At 71.2% G+C, this 17649-nt stretch carries 18 protein-coding genes, 1 pseudogene and 1 riboswitch; of the genes and pseudogenes, 7 read left to right on the top strand and 12 right to left on the bottom strand.

Annotation, left to right across the window (positions count from 1 at the left end):
• Window positions 1-79 precede the first annotated feature (79 nt).
• Together OHU89_RS30775 and OHU89_RS30770 are read right to left on the bottom strand one after the other, a co-directional pair.
• The gene (locus OHU89_RS30775) at window positions 80-1402 is read right to left on the bottom strand and encodes a metallophosphoesterase (RefSeq protein ID WP_405647651.1); all 1323 of its coding nucleotides are present in this window, start codon (window positions 1400-1402) and stop codon (window positions 80-82) included.
• A gap of 24 nt (window positions 1403-1426) precedes the next feature.
• Window positions 1427-1669: an SCO4848 family membrane protein gene (locus tag OHU89_RS30770; protein WP_266888822.1), complete on the bottom strand. Its 243-nt coding sequence runs from the start codon at window positions 1667-1669 to the stop codon at window positions 1427-1429.
• A gap of 91 nt (window positions 1670-1760) precedes the next feature.
• On the opposite strand from OHU89_RS30770, the gene OHU89_RS30765 reads away from it, so the two are divergent.
• Entirely contained in the window at window positions 1761-3068 is a 1308-nt protein-coding gene (locus OHU89_RS30765) for a D-alanyl-D-alanine carboxypeptidase family protein (RefSeq protein WP_405647650.1), read from the top strand.
• Here the strand turns inward: OHU89_RS30765 and OHU89_RS30760 are convergent.
• From OHU89_RS30760 to OHU89_RS30745, 4 genes and pseudogenes are all read right to left on the bottom strand, one after another.
• Window positions 3022-3927 carry a YihY/virulence factor BrkB family protein gene (locus tag OHU89_RS30760; protein WP_405647649.1) on the bottom strand — a complete coding sequence of 302 codons (906 nt, stop codon included), beginning with the start codon at window positions 3925-3927 and terminating at the stop codon, window positions 3022-3024. The two genes, OHU89_RS30765 and OHU89_RS30760, sit on opposite strands and share 47 nt — an antisense overlap.
• A pseudogene (locus OHU89_RS30755) lies at window positions 3915-4052 on the bottom strand (GtrA family protein); the annotation flags it as partial. The gene OHU89_RS30760 and the pseudogene OHU89_RS30755, both read right to left, overlap by 13 nt.
• Window positions 4053-4087: 35 nt before the next feature.
• Complete coding sequence (locus OHU89_RS30750) at window positions 4088-5065, bottom strand: decaprenyl-phosphate phosphoribosyltransferase (protein WP_405647647.1); 978 nt, start codon at window positions 5063-5065, stop codon at window positions 4088-4090.
• Window positions 5058-5594 carry a phosphatase PAP2 family protein gene (locus OHU89_RS30745; RefSeq protein WP_405647645.1) on the bottom strand — a complete coding sequence of 179 codons (537 nt, stop codon included), beginning with the start codon at window positions 5592-5594 and terminating at the stop codon, window positions 5058-5060. Before OHU89_RS30745 ends, OHU89_RS30750 begins: the two co-directional genes overlap by 8 nt.
• Window positions 5595-5737: 143 nt before the next feature.
• Between OHU89_RS30745 and OHU89_RS30740 the strand changes: the two genes are divergently transcribed.
• Both OHU89_RS30740 and OHU89_RS30735 read left to right on the top strand, forming a co-directional pair.
• On the top strand, window positions 5738-7087 hold the full coding sequence (locus tag OHU89_RS30740; RefSeq protein WP_405647643.1) for an FAD-binding protein: 1350 nt from the start codon (window positions 5738-5740) through the stop codon (window positions 7085-7087).
• A 51-nt stretch (window positions 7088-7138) separates the two neighbouring features.
• The gene (locus tag OHU89_RS30735; RefSeq protein WP_405647641.1) at window positions 7139-7894 is read left to right on the top strand and encodes a decaprenylphospho-beta-D-erythro-pentofuranosid-2-ulose 2-reductase; all 756 of its coding nucleotides are present in this window, start codon (window positions 7139-7141) and stop codon (window positions 7892-7894) included.
• Window positions 7895-7988: 94 nt separating this feature from the next.
• Here the strand turns inward: OHU89_RS30735 and OHU89_RS30730 are convergent, their stop codons facing one another.
• Window positions 7989-8564, bottom strand: a complete 576-nt coding sequence (locus OHU89_RS30730; RefSeq protein WP_405647639.1) for a 2'-5' RNA ligase family protein — start codon at window positions 8562-8564, stop codon at window positions 7989-7991.
• Between the two features lie 138 nt (window positions 8565-8702).
• The gene (gene trpS, locus OHU89_RS30725) at window positions 8703-9716 is read right to left on the bottom strand and encodes a tryptophan--tRNA ligase (protein WP_266888830.1); all 1014 of its coding nucleotides are present in this window, start codon (window positions 9714-9716) and stop codon (window positions 8703-8705) included.
• Window positions 9717-9847: 131 nt separating this feature from the next.
• Here trpS and OHU89_RS30720 point away from each other — a divergent pair, with 131 nt between their 5' ends.
• The 3 genes from OHU89_RS30720 to OHU89_RS30710 all read left to right on the top strand — a co-directional run bounded on the left by OHU89_RS30720 (window position 9848) and on the right by OHU89_RS30710 (window position 12243).
• Window positions 9848-10408 (top strand): RNA polymerase sigma factor, encoded by a 561-nt coding sequence (locus OHU89_RS30720; RefSeq protein ID WP_266888831.1) that lies wholly within the window; start codon window positions 9848-9850, stop codon window positions 10406-10408.
• Window positions 10395-11390, top strand: a complete 996-nt coding sequence (locus OHU89_RS30715; RefSeq protein ID WP_405647635.1) for a hypothetical protein — start codon at window positions 10395-10397, stop codon at window positions 11388-11390. Before OHU89_RS30720 ends, OHU89_RS30715 begins: the two co-directional genes overlap by 14 nt.
• Window positions 11391-11508: 118 nt before the next feature.
• Window positions 11509-12243, top strand: coding sequence for a hypothetical protein (locus OHU89_RS30710; protein WP_405647633.1), 735 nt, complete (start codon window positions 11509-11511; stop codon window positions 12241-12243).
• A 191-nt stretch (window positions 12244-12434) separates the two neighbouring features.
• On the opposite strand, the gene OHU89_RS30705 is transcribed toward OHU89_RS30710, so the two are convergent.
• From OHU89_RS30705 to OHU89_RS30690, 4 genes are all read right to left on the bottom strand, one after another.
• Complete coding sequence (locus OHU89_RS30705) at window positions 12435-13886, bottom strand: glycine hydroxymethyltransferase (RefSeq protein ID WP_405647631.1); 1452 nt, start codon at window positions 13884-13886, stop codon at window positions 12435-12437.
• A 41-nt stretch (window positions 13887-13927) separates the two neighbouring features.
• A riboswitch (ZMP/ZTP riboswitch) is annotated at window positions 13928-14017 on the bottom strand.
• Window positions 14018-14141: 124 nt separating this feature from the next.
• Window positions 14142-14957, bottom strand: a complete 816-nt coding sequence (locus OHU89_RS30700; RefSeq protein WP_405647629.1) for a methyltransferase domain-containing protein — start codon at window positions 14955-14957, stop codon at window positions 14142-14144.
• 44 nt (window positions 14958-15001) lie between these two features.
• The gene (locus tag OHU89_RS30695) at window positions 15002-16186 is read right to left on the bottom strand and encodes a glutathionylspermidine synthase family protein (protein ID WP_405647627.1); all 1185 of its coding nucleotides are present in this window, start codon (window positions 16184-16186) and stop codon (window positions 15002-15004) included.
• Window positions 16187-16217: 31 nt separating this feature from the next.
• A complete protein-coding gene (locus tag OHU89_RS30690) occupies window positions 16218-16568 on the bottom strand; it encodes a hypothetical protein (RefSeq protein ID WP_405647625.1) in 351 nt (116 codons plus the stop codon).
• 140 nt (window positions 16569-16708) lie between these two features.
• On the opposite strand from OHU89_RS30690, the gene OHU89_RS30685 reads away from it, so the two are divergent.
• Window positions 16709-17542: a hypothetical protein gene (locus tag OHU89_RS30685; RefSeq protein WP_405654715.1), complete on the top strand. Its 834-nt coding sequence runs from the start codon at window positions 16709-16711 to the stop codon at window positions 17540-17542.
• Window positions 17543-17649 lie beyond the last annotated feature (107 nt).

Genomic DNA, 17649 nt, shown 5'->3' with positions numbered 1-17649 from the left:
GTCATTGCCGCAAGGTGTTACCGCCCGGTTTCACAGGGCCCTCACAGGGTCCGCCCGCGAGGGTCGCCGGGCCTGCTCCTCAGGCTTTCTTCGACGCCAGTTCGATCACCGTGATGTCCGACGGGGCGCCCACCCGGGTCGGCGGACCCCAAGCGCCCGCGCCGCGGCTGACGTAGAGCTGGGTGTCGCCGTAACGTTCCAGCCCCGCGACGGTCGGGTTCGCGAGCTCGGCGACGAAGTTGCCGGGCCAGAGCTGGCCGCCGTGGGTGTGGCCGGAGAGCTGGAGGTCCACACCGCGGTCGACGGCGTCGTGGATCTGGATCGGCTGGTGGGCGAGGAGCACGCACGCGCGTGCCGTGTCGCGGTCGCCGAGCGCCTTGGCGAAGTCGGGGCCCTGGCCCTCGCTCTCGCCCGCGATGTCGTTGACGCCGGCGAGGTCGAAGTACGGCAGTTCCGTACGGTCGTTCTCCAGCGGGCGCATACCGAGCCGCCGTACCTCCCGCACCCACTGCTCGGCGCCGGAGAAGTACTCGTGGTTGCCGGTGACGAAGAACGTGCCGTGCTTCGCCTGGAGTCGGGCCAGGGGTGCCGCCGCGGGACCGAGGTCCTTCACACTGCCGTCCACGAGGTCGCCGACGACCGCGATCAGGTCGGGCTGCGTGGAGTTGATCGTGTCGACGACCGTCCGCGCGAAGCCGCGGCCCAGGACCGGGCTGAGGTGGATGTCGCTGACCACGGCGATGCGGTAACCGTGCGCCGCGCGCGGCAGCTTGGCCAGCGGCACGGTGACCCGCTTGACCTTCGGTCCGCGCAGAACGCCGTACGTGCCGTATCCGACGGTCCCGACCGCCGCGGCGGCCGCGGCACCGGCGGCGACACGGGAGACGAAGAGACGGCGGGAGGGAAGCGGCGTTCCCGAGGCGCCATCAGGGGCGGCTTCCGGTCCTGTTTCCGGGGCCGCTTCCGCGGTGCTCGGCTGCGGCTCGGCCTCCCGTGACTCCTCGGGCGGCGCGCCCGCAGGTACGGATTCCGGCTGCGGTACGGGTTCCGGCCGCGGCAGGGCGACCTCGGCGGGCGCCCGTCGCCGGTCGCGCCGTTCGAGGAAACGTCGCAGCAGGGGTCGTACGACCTCACCCACCGCCACACCGAGCAGCAGGTAGATCGACAGCGCGAGCCACAGGAAACCGGGCCACGCCAGCGCGCGCTGCAACCAGAAGGGCGCACCGGTGCGCTCGGCCACGAGGGCGCCGACCGCCATCAGCCAGCCGCCGGCGATCAGCGCGGCACCCGCGCGGCGCACCCAGCCGGGGCGCTCGGTGGTGTCGCGGAACAACCGGCGCCACACGTACCAGTTGCCCGTCACCAGGACGCCCAGGGCGAGCAGCGCGAAGACGATGACCACGGAGTCGTATCCCTCAGTTCTCTTTTATGACGTCTGGCGCAGTGCGCGCACTCCGCGCAACCCGATGGCCCCGACGACCGTCCCCAATACGAAGGAAACGACGGCGAGCAGCAGGTGCACCCAGAAGTAAGCGGTCGGGTCGCCCGCGTCGTCGAACGCGAGCCCACTGCCGTCCTTGACGAGATTCTTGACGAAAGTGATCCAGATGATCCAGCTCCACACCCCGAAGGCGAGCAGGAACCAGGAGACGGGGCGGCTGAGCTTCATACGCCCAGTATCTCCGCCGGGTGTCCGGTTCCGCGTCCGGGGTGGGGCGGGCGGCGGGACTTCCCGGCCCCCGGCATGTACGTTTCCGACCGTGTCCGCACCTCAGAAGACCGCCAGGCGCTCCCTGCTGGTCACTTCCGCCGCCCTGACGTCCTTCGCACTGGCCGCCGCGCCCGCCTTCGCGGCCCCCGGTCCGAAGCCGTCGACCTCGGCTTCGTCCTCGGCGTCGGCCTCGACCAGTCCGTCGGCCACTCCCCCCGCGAAGATGTCGACCGTCGGCGGCGCCCGGCTCGGACAGGCCGGGACGCAGGTCAACCTGGCGAGCGGGGTGCCGGTGCTGCCGAAGGACATCAGCGCACGGTCGTGGATCGTCGCCGACGCGGAGTCGGGCGACGTGCTGGCCGCGCACAACGCGCACTGGCGGCTGGCCCCGGCGAGCACCCTGAAGATGCTGTTCGCCGACACGCTCCTGCCGAAGTTCCCCGGCACCACCGAGCACAAGGTCGTCCCCTCCGATCTGGCGGGCGTCGGCGCCGGCTCCAGCATGGTCGGGATAAAGGAGGACGAGACGTACACGGTCCACGATCTGTGGCTCGGTGTCTTCCTGCGCTCGGGCAACGACGCGGTGCATGTGCTGTCCGCGATGAACGGCGGCGTGAAGAACACCGTCGCGGAGATGAACGAGCACGCCGAGGAGCTCCAGGCCCTCGACACGAACGTGGTCAGCCCGGACGGTTACGACGCCCCGAGGCAGGTGTCGAGCGCGTACGACCTGACGCTGTTCGCCCGCTCCGGGCTGCAGAAGAAGGACTTCCGCGAGTACTCCTCGACCGTCACCGCGAAGTTCCCCGGCGAGACCAAGAAGAACAAGAAGGGCAAGAAGGTCCGCGGGTCCTTCGAGATCCAGAACACCAACCGGCTGCTGTCCGGAGACTCCGACGTCGATGTCTACCCGGGCATCGCGGGCGTGAAGAACGGCAACACCACCAACGCCGGCGCCACCTTCACCGGCGTCGTCGAACAGGGCGGCAAGGTGCTGCTGGTCACGGTCATGAACCCGGAGAAGGACGACCACAACGAGGTCTACAAGGAGACCTCCAAGCTCTTCGACTGGGGCTTCAAGGCCGCGGGCAAGGTCGAGCCGGTGGGTGAGCTGGTGCCGCCGAAGGGGGCGGAGGCGAGCGCCCAGCCCGGGGCGAACGACAACGGCCAGGCGGGCGGGGCCTCGGCTTCGGCTTCGGCCTCGGGCAAGCCGGTGGCGGCCGCCGTCGAGAAGGGCTCGGGCGGCATCGGTATCGCGCTGGCGATCACCGGTGGCGTGCTGGTGCTGCTGGCGGCCGGCGCGTTCCTGGTCAACCGGCGGTGGCCGCTGCCGGATCTGGTACGTCGGCGGCACTGACGTCCGCGTCCTCCTTGCTCTGCGTCGCCGTCCAGGCGGCGCAGAACAGCACCAGTTTCGACGTGAAGTTGATCCACAGCAGCAGCGCGATGGGGACGCCGAAGGCGCCGTACATGCTCTTCGACGCCACGCCCTGCATATAGCCGCTGAGCAGCAGCTTCAGCAGCTCGAACCCGACCGCGCCGATCAATGCCGCCACCAGCAGCCGGCGCCGCGCCGGCTGGACGCCGGGCAGCAGGGTGAGGACGTAGAGCAGCAGCAGGAAGTCGGCGAGTACGGCGATCAGGAGCGCGGCGGTCCGCAGCAGGACCGCGCCCCAGCCCTCCCGGTCGATGCCGATCTGGTCGCTGATCCAGCCGACCATGGCGGAGCCCACGGTGGACGCGGCGATCGTGATGAGCAGGGCGCCACCGAGGCCGAACAGCACGCCCGTGTCCTTGGCCTTGCGCAGGAGCGGGTTCCCCTCCTCGTCGGGCAGCTCCCACACCGCGCGCAGACACTCGCGCATGTTGCCGACCCAGCCGATGCCGGTGAACAGCAGGATGGCGCCGGCGATGAGGCCGATGGTGCCGGCGTTCGCGACCAGGCTCTCGATGTTCAGCTGGTCGGAGATGCCGGGCACCTGGTCGGCGATCTTGTCCTGCAGCTCCTCCTGCTGCGACTTGCTGAGGGTCGCGGCGGCGACCGCGGCGGCCACCGTCAGCAGGGGGAACAGCGCGATGAAGCTGATGAACGTCATCGCGGCGGCCAGCCGGGCCCACTTCACCCGGTCCAGCCGCTCGTACGACCGCCACGCGTGCGTGGCCATCAGACGGGCTACCAGGGGCCCGACCACAGGGAGTTTCTTCAGCCAGTCCATGATCCGAATCTCCCCTCGGTGCGGAGCACCCATGTGCGGGTACCCCAAAAGCGCAGGACAGTGGCGCGTGCCATGCCGATTCCGGCCCCGGAGAGGGCTTTCGGGGTCCGCGAGGTGAGACGGAGGCAGCCGCGGGTCGGAATCCTCGGACCCCGGGTGTCTACCAACGGGTCACCGCCAGCCCGTACATCGCGAGCCACACCAGACCGATGAGGGCGAGGGCGCGGTCCCCCAGGACGACCTCCTCGGGTTCGCCCGCCGTGCCGCGGTCGGCGAAGACGGCGTAGCGGAGGACGGCGAGGATGAAGGCGACCACGGACAGCTGACGCCAGGGCAGCACACTGCTGGGTGTGCCGCCTTCCTCCAGCGCCCACAGGCAGTACCCGAGGACGGCGACGCCAGCCGCCAACTGCCAGACGAACCGCAGGTATCCGGTGGTGTACTCGGTCAGCAACGCGCGCGTGGCGCCCGCTTTCCCGGCCATCTGCACCGCTTCCGAGTAGCGCTTGGCCGCCACCATGAACAGTGCCCCGAAGCCGGTCGTGATCAGGAACCAGCGTGACAGCGGGATGCCCAGCGCGAGCCCGCCGACCATGGCCCGCATCAGGAACCCGGTCGCGACCAGGACGAGGTCGACGACGAGGACGTGCTTGAGGCTGACGCAGTAGGCCAGTTGCATGCCCAGGTAGGCGGTCAGCAGGGCCGGGACGAGAGGCGGGGTGAGCCAGACGGCTCCGGCGAGCGCGAGGGCGGCGAGGACGCCTCCGACGGCGTACGCGAGCGGCACGGGGACCCGTCCGGCGGCGACCGGGCGGTGGCGTTTGGTGGGGTGGGCGCGGTCGGCCTCGGCGTCGCGGGCGTCGTTGATCAGATAGACGGCGGCGGCGCAGGCCGTGAACAGCGCGAAGACCAGGGCGAGTCGGGTGAGGGCGTGCGCGGTGAAGAGCTGCCCCGCCGCGGCCGGGGCGGCGATGACGAGGATGTTCTTGACCCACTGCTTGGGGCGCGCGGTCCTGACGAGACCGCCCAGGAGGGAGCCCTTGCGAGGTGGTGGGGTGTGGCGTGGGGGCGTGCGCTGCTCCAGAAGCGCCGTGCTCTTGGAGTGCGCGCTGTTGGTGAGCGGCGCGGTCTCAGTCACACGCGCCCTCTCTCATCCAGCGCGCTCCAGCACGCGCCGTGAGCGCCCCCAGGGCCGCGCCCGCCGCGACGTCCGAGGGGTAGTGGACCCCGACGACCAGGCGCGAGAGGCACATCGCCGCGGCGAGTGGTGGGACGGCTCGTGCCCCCAGCACGCCGAAGGCGACCGCGGCGGCCGTCGCGGAGGTCGCGTGCGAGCTCGGGAAGGAGTGTCGGCCGGCAGTGCGGACGAGGGGTTCGACGTGCGCGGGGCGCGGGCGCCGCACCACCCTCTTCACGCCCACGCTGACGACGTGCGCGCCGGCGATGAGGACTGTTCCGCGCAACCAGGCGCCGCGCCGCGCGCCGTCCACGGCGGCCCCCGCGAGGCCCGCCGCGAGCCACAGTGCCCCGTGCTCGCCGACCCAGGACAGGGCACGCGCGGCACCGCCGACGCGGGGGTCGGCACCGCACGCCCGGAGCGCCGAAAGGATCCGGTGATCCATGCCTTCGAGGGCGTCGAGGTGGTCGCGGTCGTCGAATGGGTCCATGTGGAGTCACTGTTCACGTCAACGCCGCGATAACTCCGGCAATATTGAGTGACATCCCATTAATCACCCATTTCGGGGAGAGGATGAATGTCCCGGAATGTTTGAGAATCAATCGCCCACTTAAGGGCGATACGGTCACCGGCATGTCTGCCGAGACCGTTTCCGTCACGGGATGGGGCCGCACGGCACCCACCACGGCCCGCCTGATCCGCCCACGGACCTACGAGGAGGCCGCGGCCGCCGTCCGGGACTGCGGAGCCCGCGGAAGCATCGCCAGGGGCCTGGGACGGGCGTACGGGGACGCCGCGCAGAACGCCGGCGGAGCGGTCCTCGACATGACGGGCCTGGACCGAGTCCACGTGATCGACGCCGCCGGCGGCATCGTGCTGTGCGACGCCGGCGTCTCCCTGCACCGGCTGATGCGGGTGCTGCTGCCGCTGGGCTGGTTCGTGCCGGTGACGCCCGGCACCCGCCAAGTCACGGTCGGCGGAGCGATCGGCGCCGACATCCACGGCAAGAACCACCACGTCTGCGGCGGCTTCTCGCGGCACGTCCTGTCCTTCGAACTCCTCACCGCCGACGGCGAGATCCGCACGGTGAGCCGCGGCACGCCCCTGTTCGACGCGACCACGGGCGGCATGGGCCTGACCGGCGTGATCCTGACCGCGACGGTCCAGCTCCAGCCGGTCGAGACGGCGCTGATGTCGGTGGACACCGAACGGGCACGGGACCTGGACGACCTGATGGCCCGTCTGTCGGCCTCCGACCACCAGTACCGCTACTCGGTCGCCTGGATCGACCTGCTCGCGCGCGGCGCGGCGACGGGGCGCGCGGTGCTGACCCGCGGCGACCACGCGCCCTTGGACGCGCTCGGCACGCGCGCGCGTAGAGAGCCGCTGGCCTTCCGCACCTCCCGGCTCCCGGCGGTCCCCGCCCATCTCCCGGAGGGCCTGCTCACCCGGACGACCGTGGGCCTGTTCAACGAGCTCTGGTACCGCAAGGCGCCACGCGCGCGTACCGGGCAGCTGCAGAGCATCTCCGCCTTCTTCCACCCCCTGGACGGCGTGCCCCACTGGAACCGCGTCTACGGCCGCGGCGGCCTCGTGCAGTACCAGTTCGTCGTCGGGTACGGCCAGGAGGAGACCCTGCGCCGGATCGTGCGTCGCGTCTCGGAGCGCCGCTGCCCGTCCTTCCTGGCCGTCCTCAAGCGCTTCGGCGACGCCGACCCGGGCTGGCTCTCCTTCCCGGTGCCCGGCTGGACGCTCGCCCTCGACATCCCGGCGGGCCTGCCGGGCCTCGGCGCCCTCCTGGACGAACTGGACGAGCAGGTGGCCACCGCCGGGGGCCGCGTCTACCTCGCCAAGGACTCCCGGCTGCGGCCCGAACTGCTCGCGGCGATGTATCCGCGCCTCGACGACTTCCGGGCGCTGCGCGCCGAGTTGGACCCGAGCGCGGTGTTCGTCTCGGACCTGTCGCGCCGTCTGTCCCTCTAGCGAATCCCGGCAACTTCCGCTCACCCCAGGCAACCTCTAGGAGCTGCTGTCGTGAAGGACGCCTTCGGCATCCCCCAGTCCCTGCTCGTCCTCGGCGGCACGTCCGAGATCGCGCTGGCCACAGCCCGCCGCCTCGTCGCCCGTCGCTGCCGCACGGTGTGGCTGGCCGGGCGCCCCTCCCCCGCGCTGGAACAGTCAGCGGCCGATCTGCGCGCACTGGGGGCCGACGTACACACCGTCGCCTTCGACGCGCTGGGCCCCGAGTCCCACGAGACGGTCCTCGGCAAGGTCTTCGCGGAGGGCGACATCGACATGGTGCTGCTCGCCTTCGGGATCCTCGGCGACCAGGCGCACGACGAGCGCGAGCCGGTGAGCGCGGTGCGGGTCGCGCAGACCAACTACACGGGCGCGGTGTCGGCCGCCCTGGTCTCCGCGGGCGCGTTGCAGGCCCAGGGCCACGGTTCCCTGGTGGTTCTCTCCTCGGTCGCCGGCGAACGCGCCCGTCGCTCCAACTTCATCTACGGCTCCAGCAAGGCCGGCCTCGACGTCTTCGCCCAGGGCCTGGGCGACGCGCTGCACGGCACCGGCGTGCACGTCATGGTCGTACGCCCCGGGTTCGTGCGTTCGAAGATGACGGCGGGCCTTCCGGAGGCACCCTTGGCGACGACGCCGGAGGCGGTGGCGACGGCGATCGAGCTGGGCCTGAGGCGCCGCTCGGAGACGGTGTGGGTGCCGGGGGTGCTGCGCGTGGTGATGTCGGCACTGCGGCACGTACCGAGGGAGCTGTTCCGGAGACTGCCGATCTGAGCGGTTCCGGCTCACGCGGGTCCAGCTGGGCGCGCCCCTGCTTTCAGGGGCGCGGGGCTGTGTCGAGGTGCGACTCCGGCGCGTGGACGACCCTCTACGCCTTGGTGCTCTGCTCCACCGGCGCCGAACCCTGCGACGGCACCACGGCCCCGCCGAACGCGTACTCGTGCAGCTTGCGCCACACCCCGTCCGACCCCTGCTCGTAGAGCGCGAACCCGGTGCACGGCCACGCGGCGGCAAAGTCGCCGAGCTCTTCGTACGCCCGGTCCATCGCCGCGTCGTCGATGCCGTGGGCAACGGTCACATGCGGGTGATACGGGAACTGCAGCTCACGCGCCACCGGCCCCGACGCGTCACGCACCTGCTTCTGCAGCCAGGTGCAGGCCTCGGCGCCCTCCGCGACCTGTACGAACACCACCGGCGACACGGGCCGGAAGGTACCCGTGCCGGACAGCTTCATCGGGAAGGGCCGCCCCGCCGCGGCGACCTCGGTCAGATGCGCCTCGATGGCCGGGAGCGCGGTGTCGTCGACCTCGGTCGGCGGCACCAGCGTGACGTGCGTGGGGATGCCGTGAGCCGCGGCGTCACCGAAGCCCGCGCGCAGCTGTTGGAGCAGGCTGCCGTGAGGCTCCGGGACCGCGATCGACACGCCGATCGTTACGGTCCCCACGTCGTCTCCCTGTCTTCCTGTCGGGTTCGTCCCGGCCGTACGGCTATCGACTGTACGGCCATGGCTGTGTTGTGGGCAGGCGCAACCGTAGTGATGTGCAGCGCTCTGTCCAGTGGTACGTGTGTGCGGGCCTACGCCTCAGTGCTTGGCGGGCAGAAAGCCGACCCGGTCGTAGGCCTGTGCCAGCGTCTCCGCGGCTACGGCGCGCGCCTTCTCGGCACCCTTGGCCAGGATCGAGTCCAGCGTCTCCGGGTCGTCCAGATACTGCTGGGTGCGCTCCCGGAACGGCGTCACGAACTCGACCATGACCTCGGCGAGGTCCGTCTTGAGCGCACCGTAGCCCTTGCCGTCGTACTTCTGCTCAAGTTCCGCGATTCCCGTACCCGTGAGGGTCGAGTAGATGCTGAGCAGGTTGCTGACACCGGGCTTGTTCTCGGCGTCGTAGCGGACGACGGTGTCGGTGTCGGTGACCGCGCTCTTGACCTTCTTGGCGGTGATCTTCGGGTCGTCGAGGAGGTTGATCAGGCCCTTCGGCGTGGACGCCGACTTGCTCATCTTGATCGACGGGTCCTGAAGGTCGTAGATCTTCGCCGTCTCCTTGAGGATGTACGGCTTCGGAAGCGTGAAGGTCTCGCCGAAGCGACCGTTGAAGCGCGTGGCGAGGTCGCGGGTGAGCTCGATGTGCTGGCGCTGGTCCTCGCCGACCGGGACCTCGTTGGCCTGGTAGAGCAGGATGTCCGCGACCTGGAGGATCGGGTACGTGAAGAGGCCGACGGAAGCCCGCTCCGCGCCCTGCTTGGCGGACTTGTCCTTGAACTGGGTCATGCGGGAGGCCTCACCGAAGCCGGTGAAGCAGTTCATGACCCAGGCGAGCTGGGCGTGCTCGGGGACATGGCTCTGGACGAAGAGCGTGCAGCGCTCCGGGTCGAGGCCGGCCGCGAGGAGCTGGGCGGCGGCCAGGCGGGTGTTCGCCCGCAGCTCCGCCGGGTCCTGCGGCATCGTGATCGCGTGCAGGTCGACGACCATGTAGAACGCGTCGTGGGACTCCTGCAGGGCCACCCACTGGCGGACGGCGCCGAGGTAGTTGCCGAGGTGGAACGAGCCTGCGGTGGGCTGGATTCCGGAGAGCACGCGGGGACGATCAGAGGCCATGCTCACCATTCTCTCAGGTGTCGGCCCCCGATCCGGAACTGGTCGGAAACAGATGGGAACCGATCCGTCTCCTGCGGTGTAACAAAGGTGTGAGAACGCGGGAGGGGGGCCGCATCGTCGATGAGGCCGCGGTGATCGCACGCGTACGCGCCGGGGAGCCGGAGGCCTACGCGGAGCTGGTGCGCGCCCACACGGGCATCGCGCTGCGGGCGGCCGCGGCACTCGGGGCGGGTGCGGACGCGGAGGACGTGGTGCAGCAGGCCTTCGTCAAGGCGTACTGCGCGCTGGGCCGGTTCAAGGACGGCGCGTCGTTCAAGCCGTGGCTGCTGTCGATCGTGACCAATGAGACGAGGAACACAGTGCGTACGGCGGCCCGCCAGCGCACGCTCGCCGGCCGCGAGGCGGCGTTCGTGGAGGCTGAGCCGCTGATACCGGAAGCGGCGGACCCGGCGGTGGCGACCCTCGAGACGGAGCGCCGCGCGGCCCTGCTCTCCGCCCTGGAGAAGCTGAGCGAGGAGCATCGCCTGGTCGTCACGTACCGCTATCTGCTGGAGATGGACGAGTCCGAGACGGCCCAGGCCCTGGGCTGGCCCCGGGGCACGGTGAAGTCCCGGCTGAACCGCGCGCTGCGGAAACTGAGTCGGCTGCTGCCGGATTTCGAGCCTAGGGAAGGGGGTGATGAGCGTGAGTGAGGGGCGACAGCCGTACGGCGGTGAGGGCGGCCGTGGGCCCGAGGGCGCCGGTGGCCGGGGTCCGCGCGGTCGTGGCGGTGACCGGGGTCCGGGTCCGTGGGGGCGTGGCCGTGGGCGGGCGTCGCAGGGCGGTGCATCACGGCTGCCGGAGGAGCTGCGGGCGCTGGGCAGGTCGCTGGACGCGCCCGGGAGCGACGAGACCGGCGGGTCCAGCGGCTCCGAGACCATGGTCGAGCGGGTGCTCGGGCAGATACTCGCCGATCAGATGCCGGTCCCGGTGGCCGAGCCGCCGCCCGCCCGTGAGCGGCTGACCGCGGTGCGGCGCTGGACGCGGATGCGGTGGCGCGCCCTGAGCGCGGCGCTGTGCGGCCTGCTGACGGTGCTCGCGCTCACCCCGCCGGTGCGGGCCGCGGTCTACGACTGGTTCGGCTTCGCCGGGGTCGAGGTGCGCTACGACCCGTCGGCGACGCCCTCGCCCGGCGCCGAGGTGCCCGGCTGCGGCCGCCCGGTGTCCCTCGCTCAGGCCGAGCGGCGGGCCGGGTTCGCGCCGCTGGTTCCGGACGCGCTCGGCAGCCCGGACGCGGTGGCGGTGACCGGGGAGCCGCGAGGGCGGACCCTGGTCACCCTGTGCTGGCGTGAGCGGGGGCGGACGATCCGGCTGGACCAGTTCGCGGCCGGCCTGGACATCGCCTTCACGAAGACCGTGCGCGAGCAGCCTGAGTGGATCTCCCTGGGCGACGACCCTGAGGGTGTCGGCACGGCGAACGACACGGCCCTGTGGTTTCCGCGCCCCCACCTGCTGAGCTTCTGGCTGGTGGACGCGGACGGGGAGCGTTACACCCGCACCGAGCGGACCGCCGGGCCGACCCTGCTGTGGAGCCATGGGGTGGGCAGCGAGGACATGACGCTGCGACTGGAGGGCGTGGCGTCGCGGGCGCGGGCGGTGGAGATCGCGAAGTCGCTGGAGAAGTCCCCGAAATAGTGCGGTCGGGGTGGGAACCCCGGCGGGTCGGGCGGTGTACCAGAAGTGACACACGGCTCGCGGAGACGGGGGCGGGCCGTACGGCATCGGCTGGTTGGGGGTTCTGATGCACAGGCGGATGAGCGGCTGGAGGGGTGGGCGGCGTCGACTGGGGGCGCTGGCAGGGGTGTTGGCGGCTGCGCTCGGGCTGACCCTGTGGGGTGCCGGGTCCGCTTCGGCGGGCGGGCCGACGAGCGTGCTGATCGTCTCGCCGGGGAGTACGGAGACGGCGTCGCTCTACCACTCCGACAAGAAGTACGGCGAGTTGCAGCGGCTCCTCGGCGAACCGGACGCGGGCACGGCGGACAAGCCGCCCGAGGCCGACCTGGCCGCCGGCCCACAGATCAATGTCACCTGGATGCTGCACGACGTGACGCCGTGGCGGGTCGACCGGGTCCATCCGGCGGTGGACTCCAAGGCGGTCTGGATACACACGGCGGCAAACCTGGACGCGTCGACGAACGGCACCTGGCACCGCGCCGAACAGCCGGCCGCTCTCCGCGGCCTTCTCGAGAACCTGGGCGTGATGGGCGAGGCCTCCGGCGGTGACTACTCGGTGGAATACCCACCGCCCTGGGACATGTACGGCACGGAGCCGGCGGAGGCCATCGAGCCGACGCCCGCGGCGGCCCCGGCCCAGCGGCCCGGATCGGGGGACGGCGCCGACTGGTGGTGGGCGCTGCCGGGCCTCGCGGCCGGGGCGGTGCTGGCGCTGGTGCTGCGGCCTTTCGCCACGCGACTGCCGGAGGTGCCGGCGCTGCGGCGCCACAAGGTGCGGGAGCCGGGGCCTCGGCAGGAACTGAGGGATGTATGAGGACTTGCTCCCGGGGCCCGGGAGTCGGACCGGTCGTCGGGTTCGCGGCCGGGGTCGGCGGGACGCTGCTGATACGCCGCGCGGCGGGCCGGTAGGGAGCCGGACCGCCGCGGGAGGAGCCACGTCAGGAACTCATCGATCTGATCGATCTGTGAGAGTCGCCGGTCTTTGACAACTCAAGAGAGCGTTGGTCAGCCCAGGTCGATCTCGGGGTACAGCGGGAAGCCGGCCACGAGGTCGGTGGCGCGGTGGGAGATCTCGTCCGCGACCTTGGCGTCGAGGATGTGGGCGGCCTTGGAGGGGGCGCCCGACTTGGTGGTGCCCGGCTCGGTGGTGGTGAGGACGCGGTCGATGAGACCGGCGACCTCGTCCATCTCGGCGGTGCCCAGGCCACGGGTGGTGAGGGCGGGGGTGCCGATGCGGATGCCGGAGGTGTACCAGGCGCCGTTGGGGTCGGCCGGGATCGCGTTGCGGTTGGTGACGATGCCGGAGTCGAGGAGGGCGGCCTCGGCCTGGCGGCCGGTGAGGCCGTAGGAGGAGGCGACGTCGATCAGGTTGAGATGGTTGTCGGTGCCGCCGGTGACGAGGGAGGCGCCGCGTCGCATCAGGCCCTCGGCGAGGGCACGGGAGTTGTCGACGATGCGCTGGGCGTAGTCCTGGAAGGAGGGCTGACGGGCCTCGGCCAGCGCCACCGCCTTCGCGGCCATGACGTGCGGGAGCGGGCCGCCGAGGACCATCGGGCAGCCGCGGTCGACCTGGTCCTTGAGGGAGTCGTCGCACAGGACCATGCCGCCGCGCGGGCCGCGCAGCGACTTGTGGGTGGTGGTGGTGACGATCTGGGCGTGCGGGACCGGGTCGAAGTCGCCGGTCAGCACCTTGCCCGCCACCAGGCCGGCGAAGTGCGCCATGTCCACCATCAGGGTCGCCCCGACCTCGTCGGCGATCTCGCGCATGATGCGGAAGTTCACCAACCGAGGGTAGGCGGAGTAGCCGGCGACGATGATGAGCGGCTTGAACTCACGGGCGGACACCCGCAGCGCCTCGTAGTCGATCAGCCCGGTGGCCGGGTCCGTGCCGTAGGAGCGCTGGTCGAACATCTTGCCGGAGATGTTGGGGCGGAAGCCGTGGGTGAGGTGGCCGCCGGCGTCCAGGGACATGCCGAGCATGCGCTGGTTGCCGAAGGCCTGGCGGAGCTCGGCCCAGTCGGCGTCGCTGAGGTCGTTGACCTGGCGGGCGCCCGTCTTCTCCAGGAAGGGGACCTCGACGCGGTCGGCGAGAACGGACCAGAAGGCGACGAGGTTGGCGTCGATGCCGGAGTGCGGCTGGACGTAGGCGTGGCGGGCGCCGAAGAGCTCCTTGGCGTGCTCGGCGGCGAGCGACTCCACGGTGTCGACGTTGCGACAGCCGGCGTAGAAGCGGCGGCCGATGGTGCCCTCGGCGTACTTGTCGCTGAACCAGTTGCCCATCGCGAGGAGGGTGGCCGGGGAGGCGTAGTTCTCGGAGGCGATCAGCTTGAGCATCTCGCGCTGATCGTGGACCTCCTGGCCGATGGCGTCGGCGACGCGCGGCTCGACGGCGCGGATCACCTCGAGGGCGGCGCGGAAGGCGGTGGACTCGGTGGAGAGGGGCTGCTGCTCCGACATGTGCGGCCTCCGGATGGCGTGGCGGTTGCGGTCACGATTCACGGTTCGGCCCAGGCGCACGGCACTCGGTCACTCACAGGCCGCTCCCCGATGGTCCGTCCCATCCCAGCGCGCCAGTCACGGCCCGTCGGCCACCCTACCGGGCAGCCCGGACGCGGGAGGCCCCGCGTCCACCATACGAGCGAGGAATCACCCTGCTCCGGGCCCTGGTCTCCGTCCGCGGTCGGCATGAGCGGCCCCGTGCGGCAGAGGGGGTCAGGACGGCTTGCGACCCCACGCCAGGACCATGAAGTTGGGGATGTAGGTGGTTCCCTGGAGCTTCGTCAGGGTGATCACCTCCTCGATGTCCGCGTCGCTCACCTCGCCCGTCTCCAGGAGCCGTGGCCGCAGGGATCGCAGGGTGAGAGGGAAGAAGGCCGCGGAGCCGCCGGTCAGGACGGGCGCGTAAACCTCCGCCCCGACCTCGGTCAGCCCAGCGTCCGTCAGTGCCTGTGGCAGGCGGCGGCCGGTGCCGGGGTCCACCCCCGCGGCGCCGAAGGCGGCCCGCAGCGCGCGGCCCAGTCGCTCGGCCACCTCCATGTACTGGGGCGGGTAATAGCGGGCGGCGGCCGGGTACATCGGCCCGTCGATGTCGAAGTCCTCCACGACCACCCAGCCGCCGGGCCGGGTCGCGGCGGCCATGCGCCGCAGTGCCTCGTCGCGGTCGGAGAGGTGTTCCACCACGGCCCGTGCGTGCACGAGGTCGAAGGAGGCGTCGGGGAGCCGGTCCGCGAGGATGTCGTGCCGGCGCACCTCCAGGTTGGACAGTGCGTGGGCCGCGGCGAAGCGCGTGTCGAGGTCGACGGCGAGCACCCGCCCCTCGGCACCGACCTGCTTGGCCAGCCAGCGGGCGATGCTGCCGGCGCCGCAGCCCACCTCCAGACATCGCCAGCCCTCGGCGACGCCCAGCTCGGTGAGCCGGTGCCGGCTCTGACTGTCGTAGATCTCCTCCAGCGCGCTGAGCCGGCTGTGCTCGCGCTCCCAGGACGGGTCGAAGACGTATCCGTTCTCCACCGTGGCCGTGTCGCTCATCGATCGCCCCTCTCCGTTCGTCACGGGTCGATCATTCTGTCGCGTCAGAGGATCACGTGGGGCAGGAAGCGCGCGTATTCGTCAGTCACCGGTCCGGACGACTCGCGGATGCCGAGGCCCGCGGACTCGTCCTCGACGACCCAGGCGCCGAGGACGACGCGGTTGCCGTCGAAGTCGGGCAGGAGGGCCAACTCCTGGTAGCAGCAGGGTTCTTCGCGCAGGACGGGCACGGCGCCGGGTTCGTGGATCGTCACGCCGGCGCCCTCGCGGCCCAGCAGCGGCTTGGCGACGTACCCCTTCGAATCGGCCAACTCCCGTGGGCCGTCCAGATATGCGGGGAGGAGGTTCGGGTGGCCCGGGTACAGCTCCCAGAGGATCGCGAGGAGCGCCTTGTTGCTCAGCAGCATCTTCCAGGCGGGCTCGATCCACAGGGTGCTGCCCGTGCCGCCGCCGTTGTCGAGGGTGTCGAGGACGTGGTCGGCGAAGCGGTCGGTGGTCAGCCACTCCCAGGGGTAGAGCTTGAAGCAGCTGCGGATGAACCGGAGTTGCTTGTCGACGAAGCGGCTGGACAGCGGGTCCCAGCCGATCTCCTCCATGGAGATCCAGGCGGTGTCCAGGCCGGCCTGCTCGGCGGTCTCCTGGAGATAGGCGACCGTCATGAGGTCCTCGCCGAGTTCGTCGGCCGAGGAGTACGCGAAGTACAGGGGGCTGCCGGGCGGGAGCAGCGTGGCCTGCTTCTTCCACGCGGCGATGAGGCGCTCGTGGAGGGAGTTCCACTGGTCGGCGCCGGGGAAGCGCTCCTCCATCCAGAACCACTGGGGGGAGGCGGCCTCGACGAGGGAGGTGGGGGTGTCGGCGTTGTACTCCAGGAGCTTGGCCGGTCCGGTGCCGTCGTAGCGGAGGTCGAAGCGGCCGTAGACGGAGGGGAGTTCGGCGCGACGGCGCCAGGCCTCGGCGACGGTGTCCGCGACGCGCGGGTCGGTGATGCCGAGGTCGGCGAAGCGGCCGGTCGTGACGATGTGGTCCGCCGCCCGCAGACACATGACGTGGAGCTCCTCGACGACCTCCTCCAGCGCCTCGACCTCGTCGAGGGAGAAGACGTAGTACGCGCTCTCGTCCCAGTAGGGGCGCAGCGAGTCGTCGGGGTAGCGGGTGAGGGGATAGATGAGCCCCTGCTCCTCGACGGTCTGCTGCCAGCCGGGGCGGGGTTCGGTGGTGCGGCGTTCCATGGCGTGCGTCTGCTCGTCGTCCCGTGTCCGCTCAGCCGCCGCTGCTGCCGCCGGAGCAGCCGAAGCCGCCGCGGTCCACGGCCTCGCTCTTGCTGAAGGTGCCGTAGTCGGCGTAGCCGGAGCTGACGTCGGCGTCGTAGTACCAGGCGGTGCCGGTCTCGCCGGTCTTCTTCTTGCCGTTCTTGCCGTACGAGGAGGAGCTGGAGCTGCCGGAGTTGCAGTTCTTGTCGGCGACGACCTTGTAGCCTTCGTAGGTGTAGCTGTCGCGGTCGACGCAGCGGCGGTCGGGTTCCGAGCCGCAGGACGTGAGTGCCGCCGCGACGACTCCCATGCCGCCGAGCACGACTGTGCTCGAGCGCAGCCGGCGCCGTGTTTCCGCCATTTTCGCGTCTCCCCGTTGTTCGTCTCTGGATTGTTCGTCTCTGGGTTGTCCGGCGGCCAGCCTAGAGATCGGTAATAAGCGCCGCGCAGGCACCCCGTCCGTCGCACCCCCTCCCCTACAGTCGCTTTGTGCTCTTTGGGATGGTGTGCGCGCTTGGTGCGGCGGTCTGTTTCGGTACCGCGACGGTGTTGCAGGCGGTTGCCGCGCGGGCGGCGGGCGGCGGGGGCGGTGGGGAGGCGGCGCTGCTGCTGCGGGCTGTGCGGCAGTGGCGGTATCTGGTGGGGCTGGGGCTGGACGGGGTGGGGTTCCTGTTGCAGATCGCGGCGCTGCGGTCGGTGCCGATCTACGCGGTCGGGGCGGCGTTGGCGTCGAGTCTCGCCGTGACCGCGGTGGTCGCGGCGCGGTTGCTGCGGGTGCGGTTGAGCCGGGCGGAGTGGGGCGCGGTGGGGATGGTGTGCGCCGGGCTCGCGATGCTGGGGGTCGCGTCGGGGACAGAGGGGGATCTGGACGGGCCGGACGCGTTGAAGTACGTGATGCTCGCTGTCGCCGTGGGTGTGCTGCTGCTCGGGCTCGGCGGCGGGCGGCTGCCGGAGCGGGGGCGGGGGGCGCTGCTCGGGCTGGGGGCCGGGCTCGGATTCGGGGTGGTCGAGGTGGCGGTGCGGCTGATCGACTCGCTGGCGCCCTCGGAGCTGCTCGCGAATCCGGCGACGTACGCCCTGCTCCTGGGCGGGGGCGCGGCGTTCCTGTGTCTGACGTCGGCGCTGCAGCGGGGGTCGGTGACGACGGCGACCGCCGCGATGGTGATCGGGGAGACGGTCGGGCCCGCGCTGGTGGGAGTCGTGTGGCTGGGGGACCGTACGCGGGAGGGGTTGGGATGGCTGGCGGTGCTGGGATTCTTGGTGGCGGTGGTGGGGGCGTTGGGGTTGGCGCGGTTCGGGGAGGCTCCGGCGGAGGAGGAGTCGGTCGGCGTGTGACGGTTCGTCGTGTGACGGTTCGTCGTGGTTGCGGTGGGCCGGATTTCCGCCCCCGCCGCCCTTACGTCGGCCCTGAACGGGCCTCGTCCTCGAACGCCGGACGGGCT

The sequence above is a fragment of the Streptomyces sp. NBC_00019 genome (assembly GCF_045041015.1).
Lineage (GTDB): Bacteria > Actinomycetota > Actinomycetes > Streptomycetales > Streptomycetaceae > Streptomyces.
This window is presented reverse-complemented; position numbering and strand designations above follow the sequence as displayed.

Coding starts and splice junctions, on each gene's coding strand:
- OHU89_RS30740 (WP_405647643.1), top strand. CDS start 5,738: ATGTCTGCCGAGACCGTTTCCGTCACGGGATGGGGCCGCACGGCACCC.
- OHU89_RS30710 (WP_405647633.1), top strand. CDS start 11,509: ATGAGCGGCTGGAGGGGTGGGCGGCGTCGACTGGGGGCGCTGGCAGGG.
- trpS (WP_266888830.1), bottom strand. CDS start 9,716: ATGGCCTCTGATCGTCCCCGCGTGCTCTCCGGAATCCAGCCCACCGCA.
- OHU89_RS30685 (WP_405654715.1), top strand. CDS start 16,709: ATGGTGTGCGCGCTTGGTGCGGCGGTCTGTTTCGGTACCGCGACGGTG.
- OHU89_RS30760 (WP_405647649.1), bottom strand. CDS start 3,927: ATGGACTGGCTGAAGAAACTCCCTGTGGTCGGGCCCCTGGTAGCCCGT.
- OHU89_RS30695 (WP_405647627.1), bottom strand. CDS start 16,186: ATGGAACGCCGCACCACCGAACCCCGCCCCGGCTGGCAGCAGACCGTC.
- OHU89_RS30770 (WP_266888822.1), bottom strand. CDS start 1,669: ATGAAGCTCAGCCGCCCCGTCTCCTGGTTCCTGCTCGCCTTCGGGGTG.
- OHU89_RS30705 (WP_405647631.1), bottom strand. CDS start 13,886: ATGTCGGAGCAGCAGCCCCTCTCCACCGAGTCCACCGCCTTCCGCGCC.
- OHU89_RS30690 (WP_405647625.1), bottom strand. CDS start 16,568: ATGGCGGAAACACGGCGCCGGCTGCGCTCGAGCACAGTCGTGCTCGGC.
- OHU89_RS30745 (WP_405647645.1), bottom strand. CDS start 5,594: ATGGACCCATTCGACGACCGCGACCACCTCGACGCCCTCGAAGGCATG.
- OHU89_RS30700 (WP_405647629.1), bottom strand. CDS start 14,957: ATGAGCGACACGGCCACGGTGGAGAACGGATACGTCTTCGACCCGTCC.
- OHU89_RS30715 (WP_405647635.1), top strand. CDS start 10,395: ATGAGCGTGAGTGAGGGGCGACAGCCGTACGGCGGTGAGGGCGGCCGT.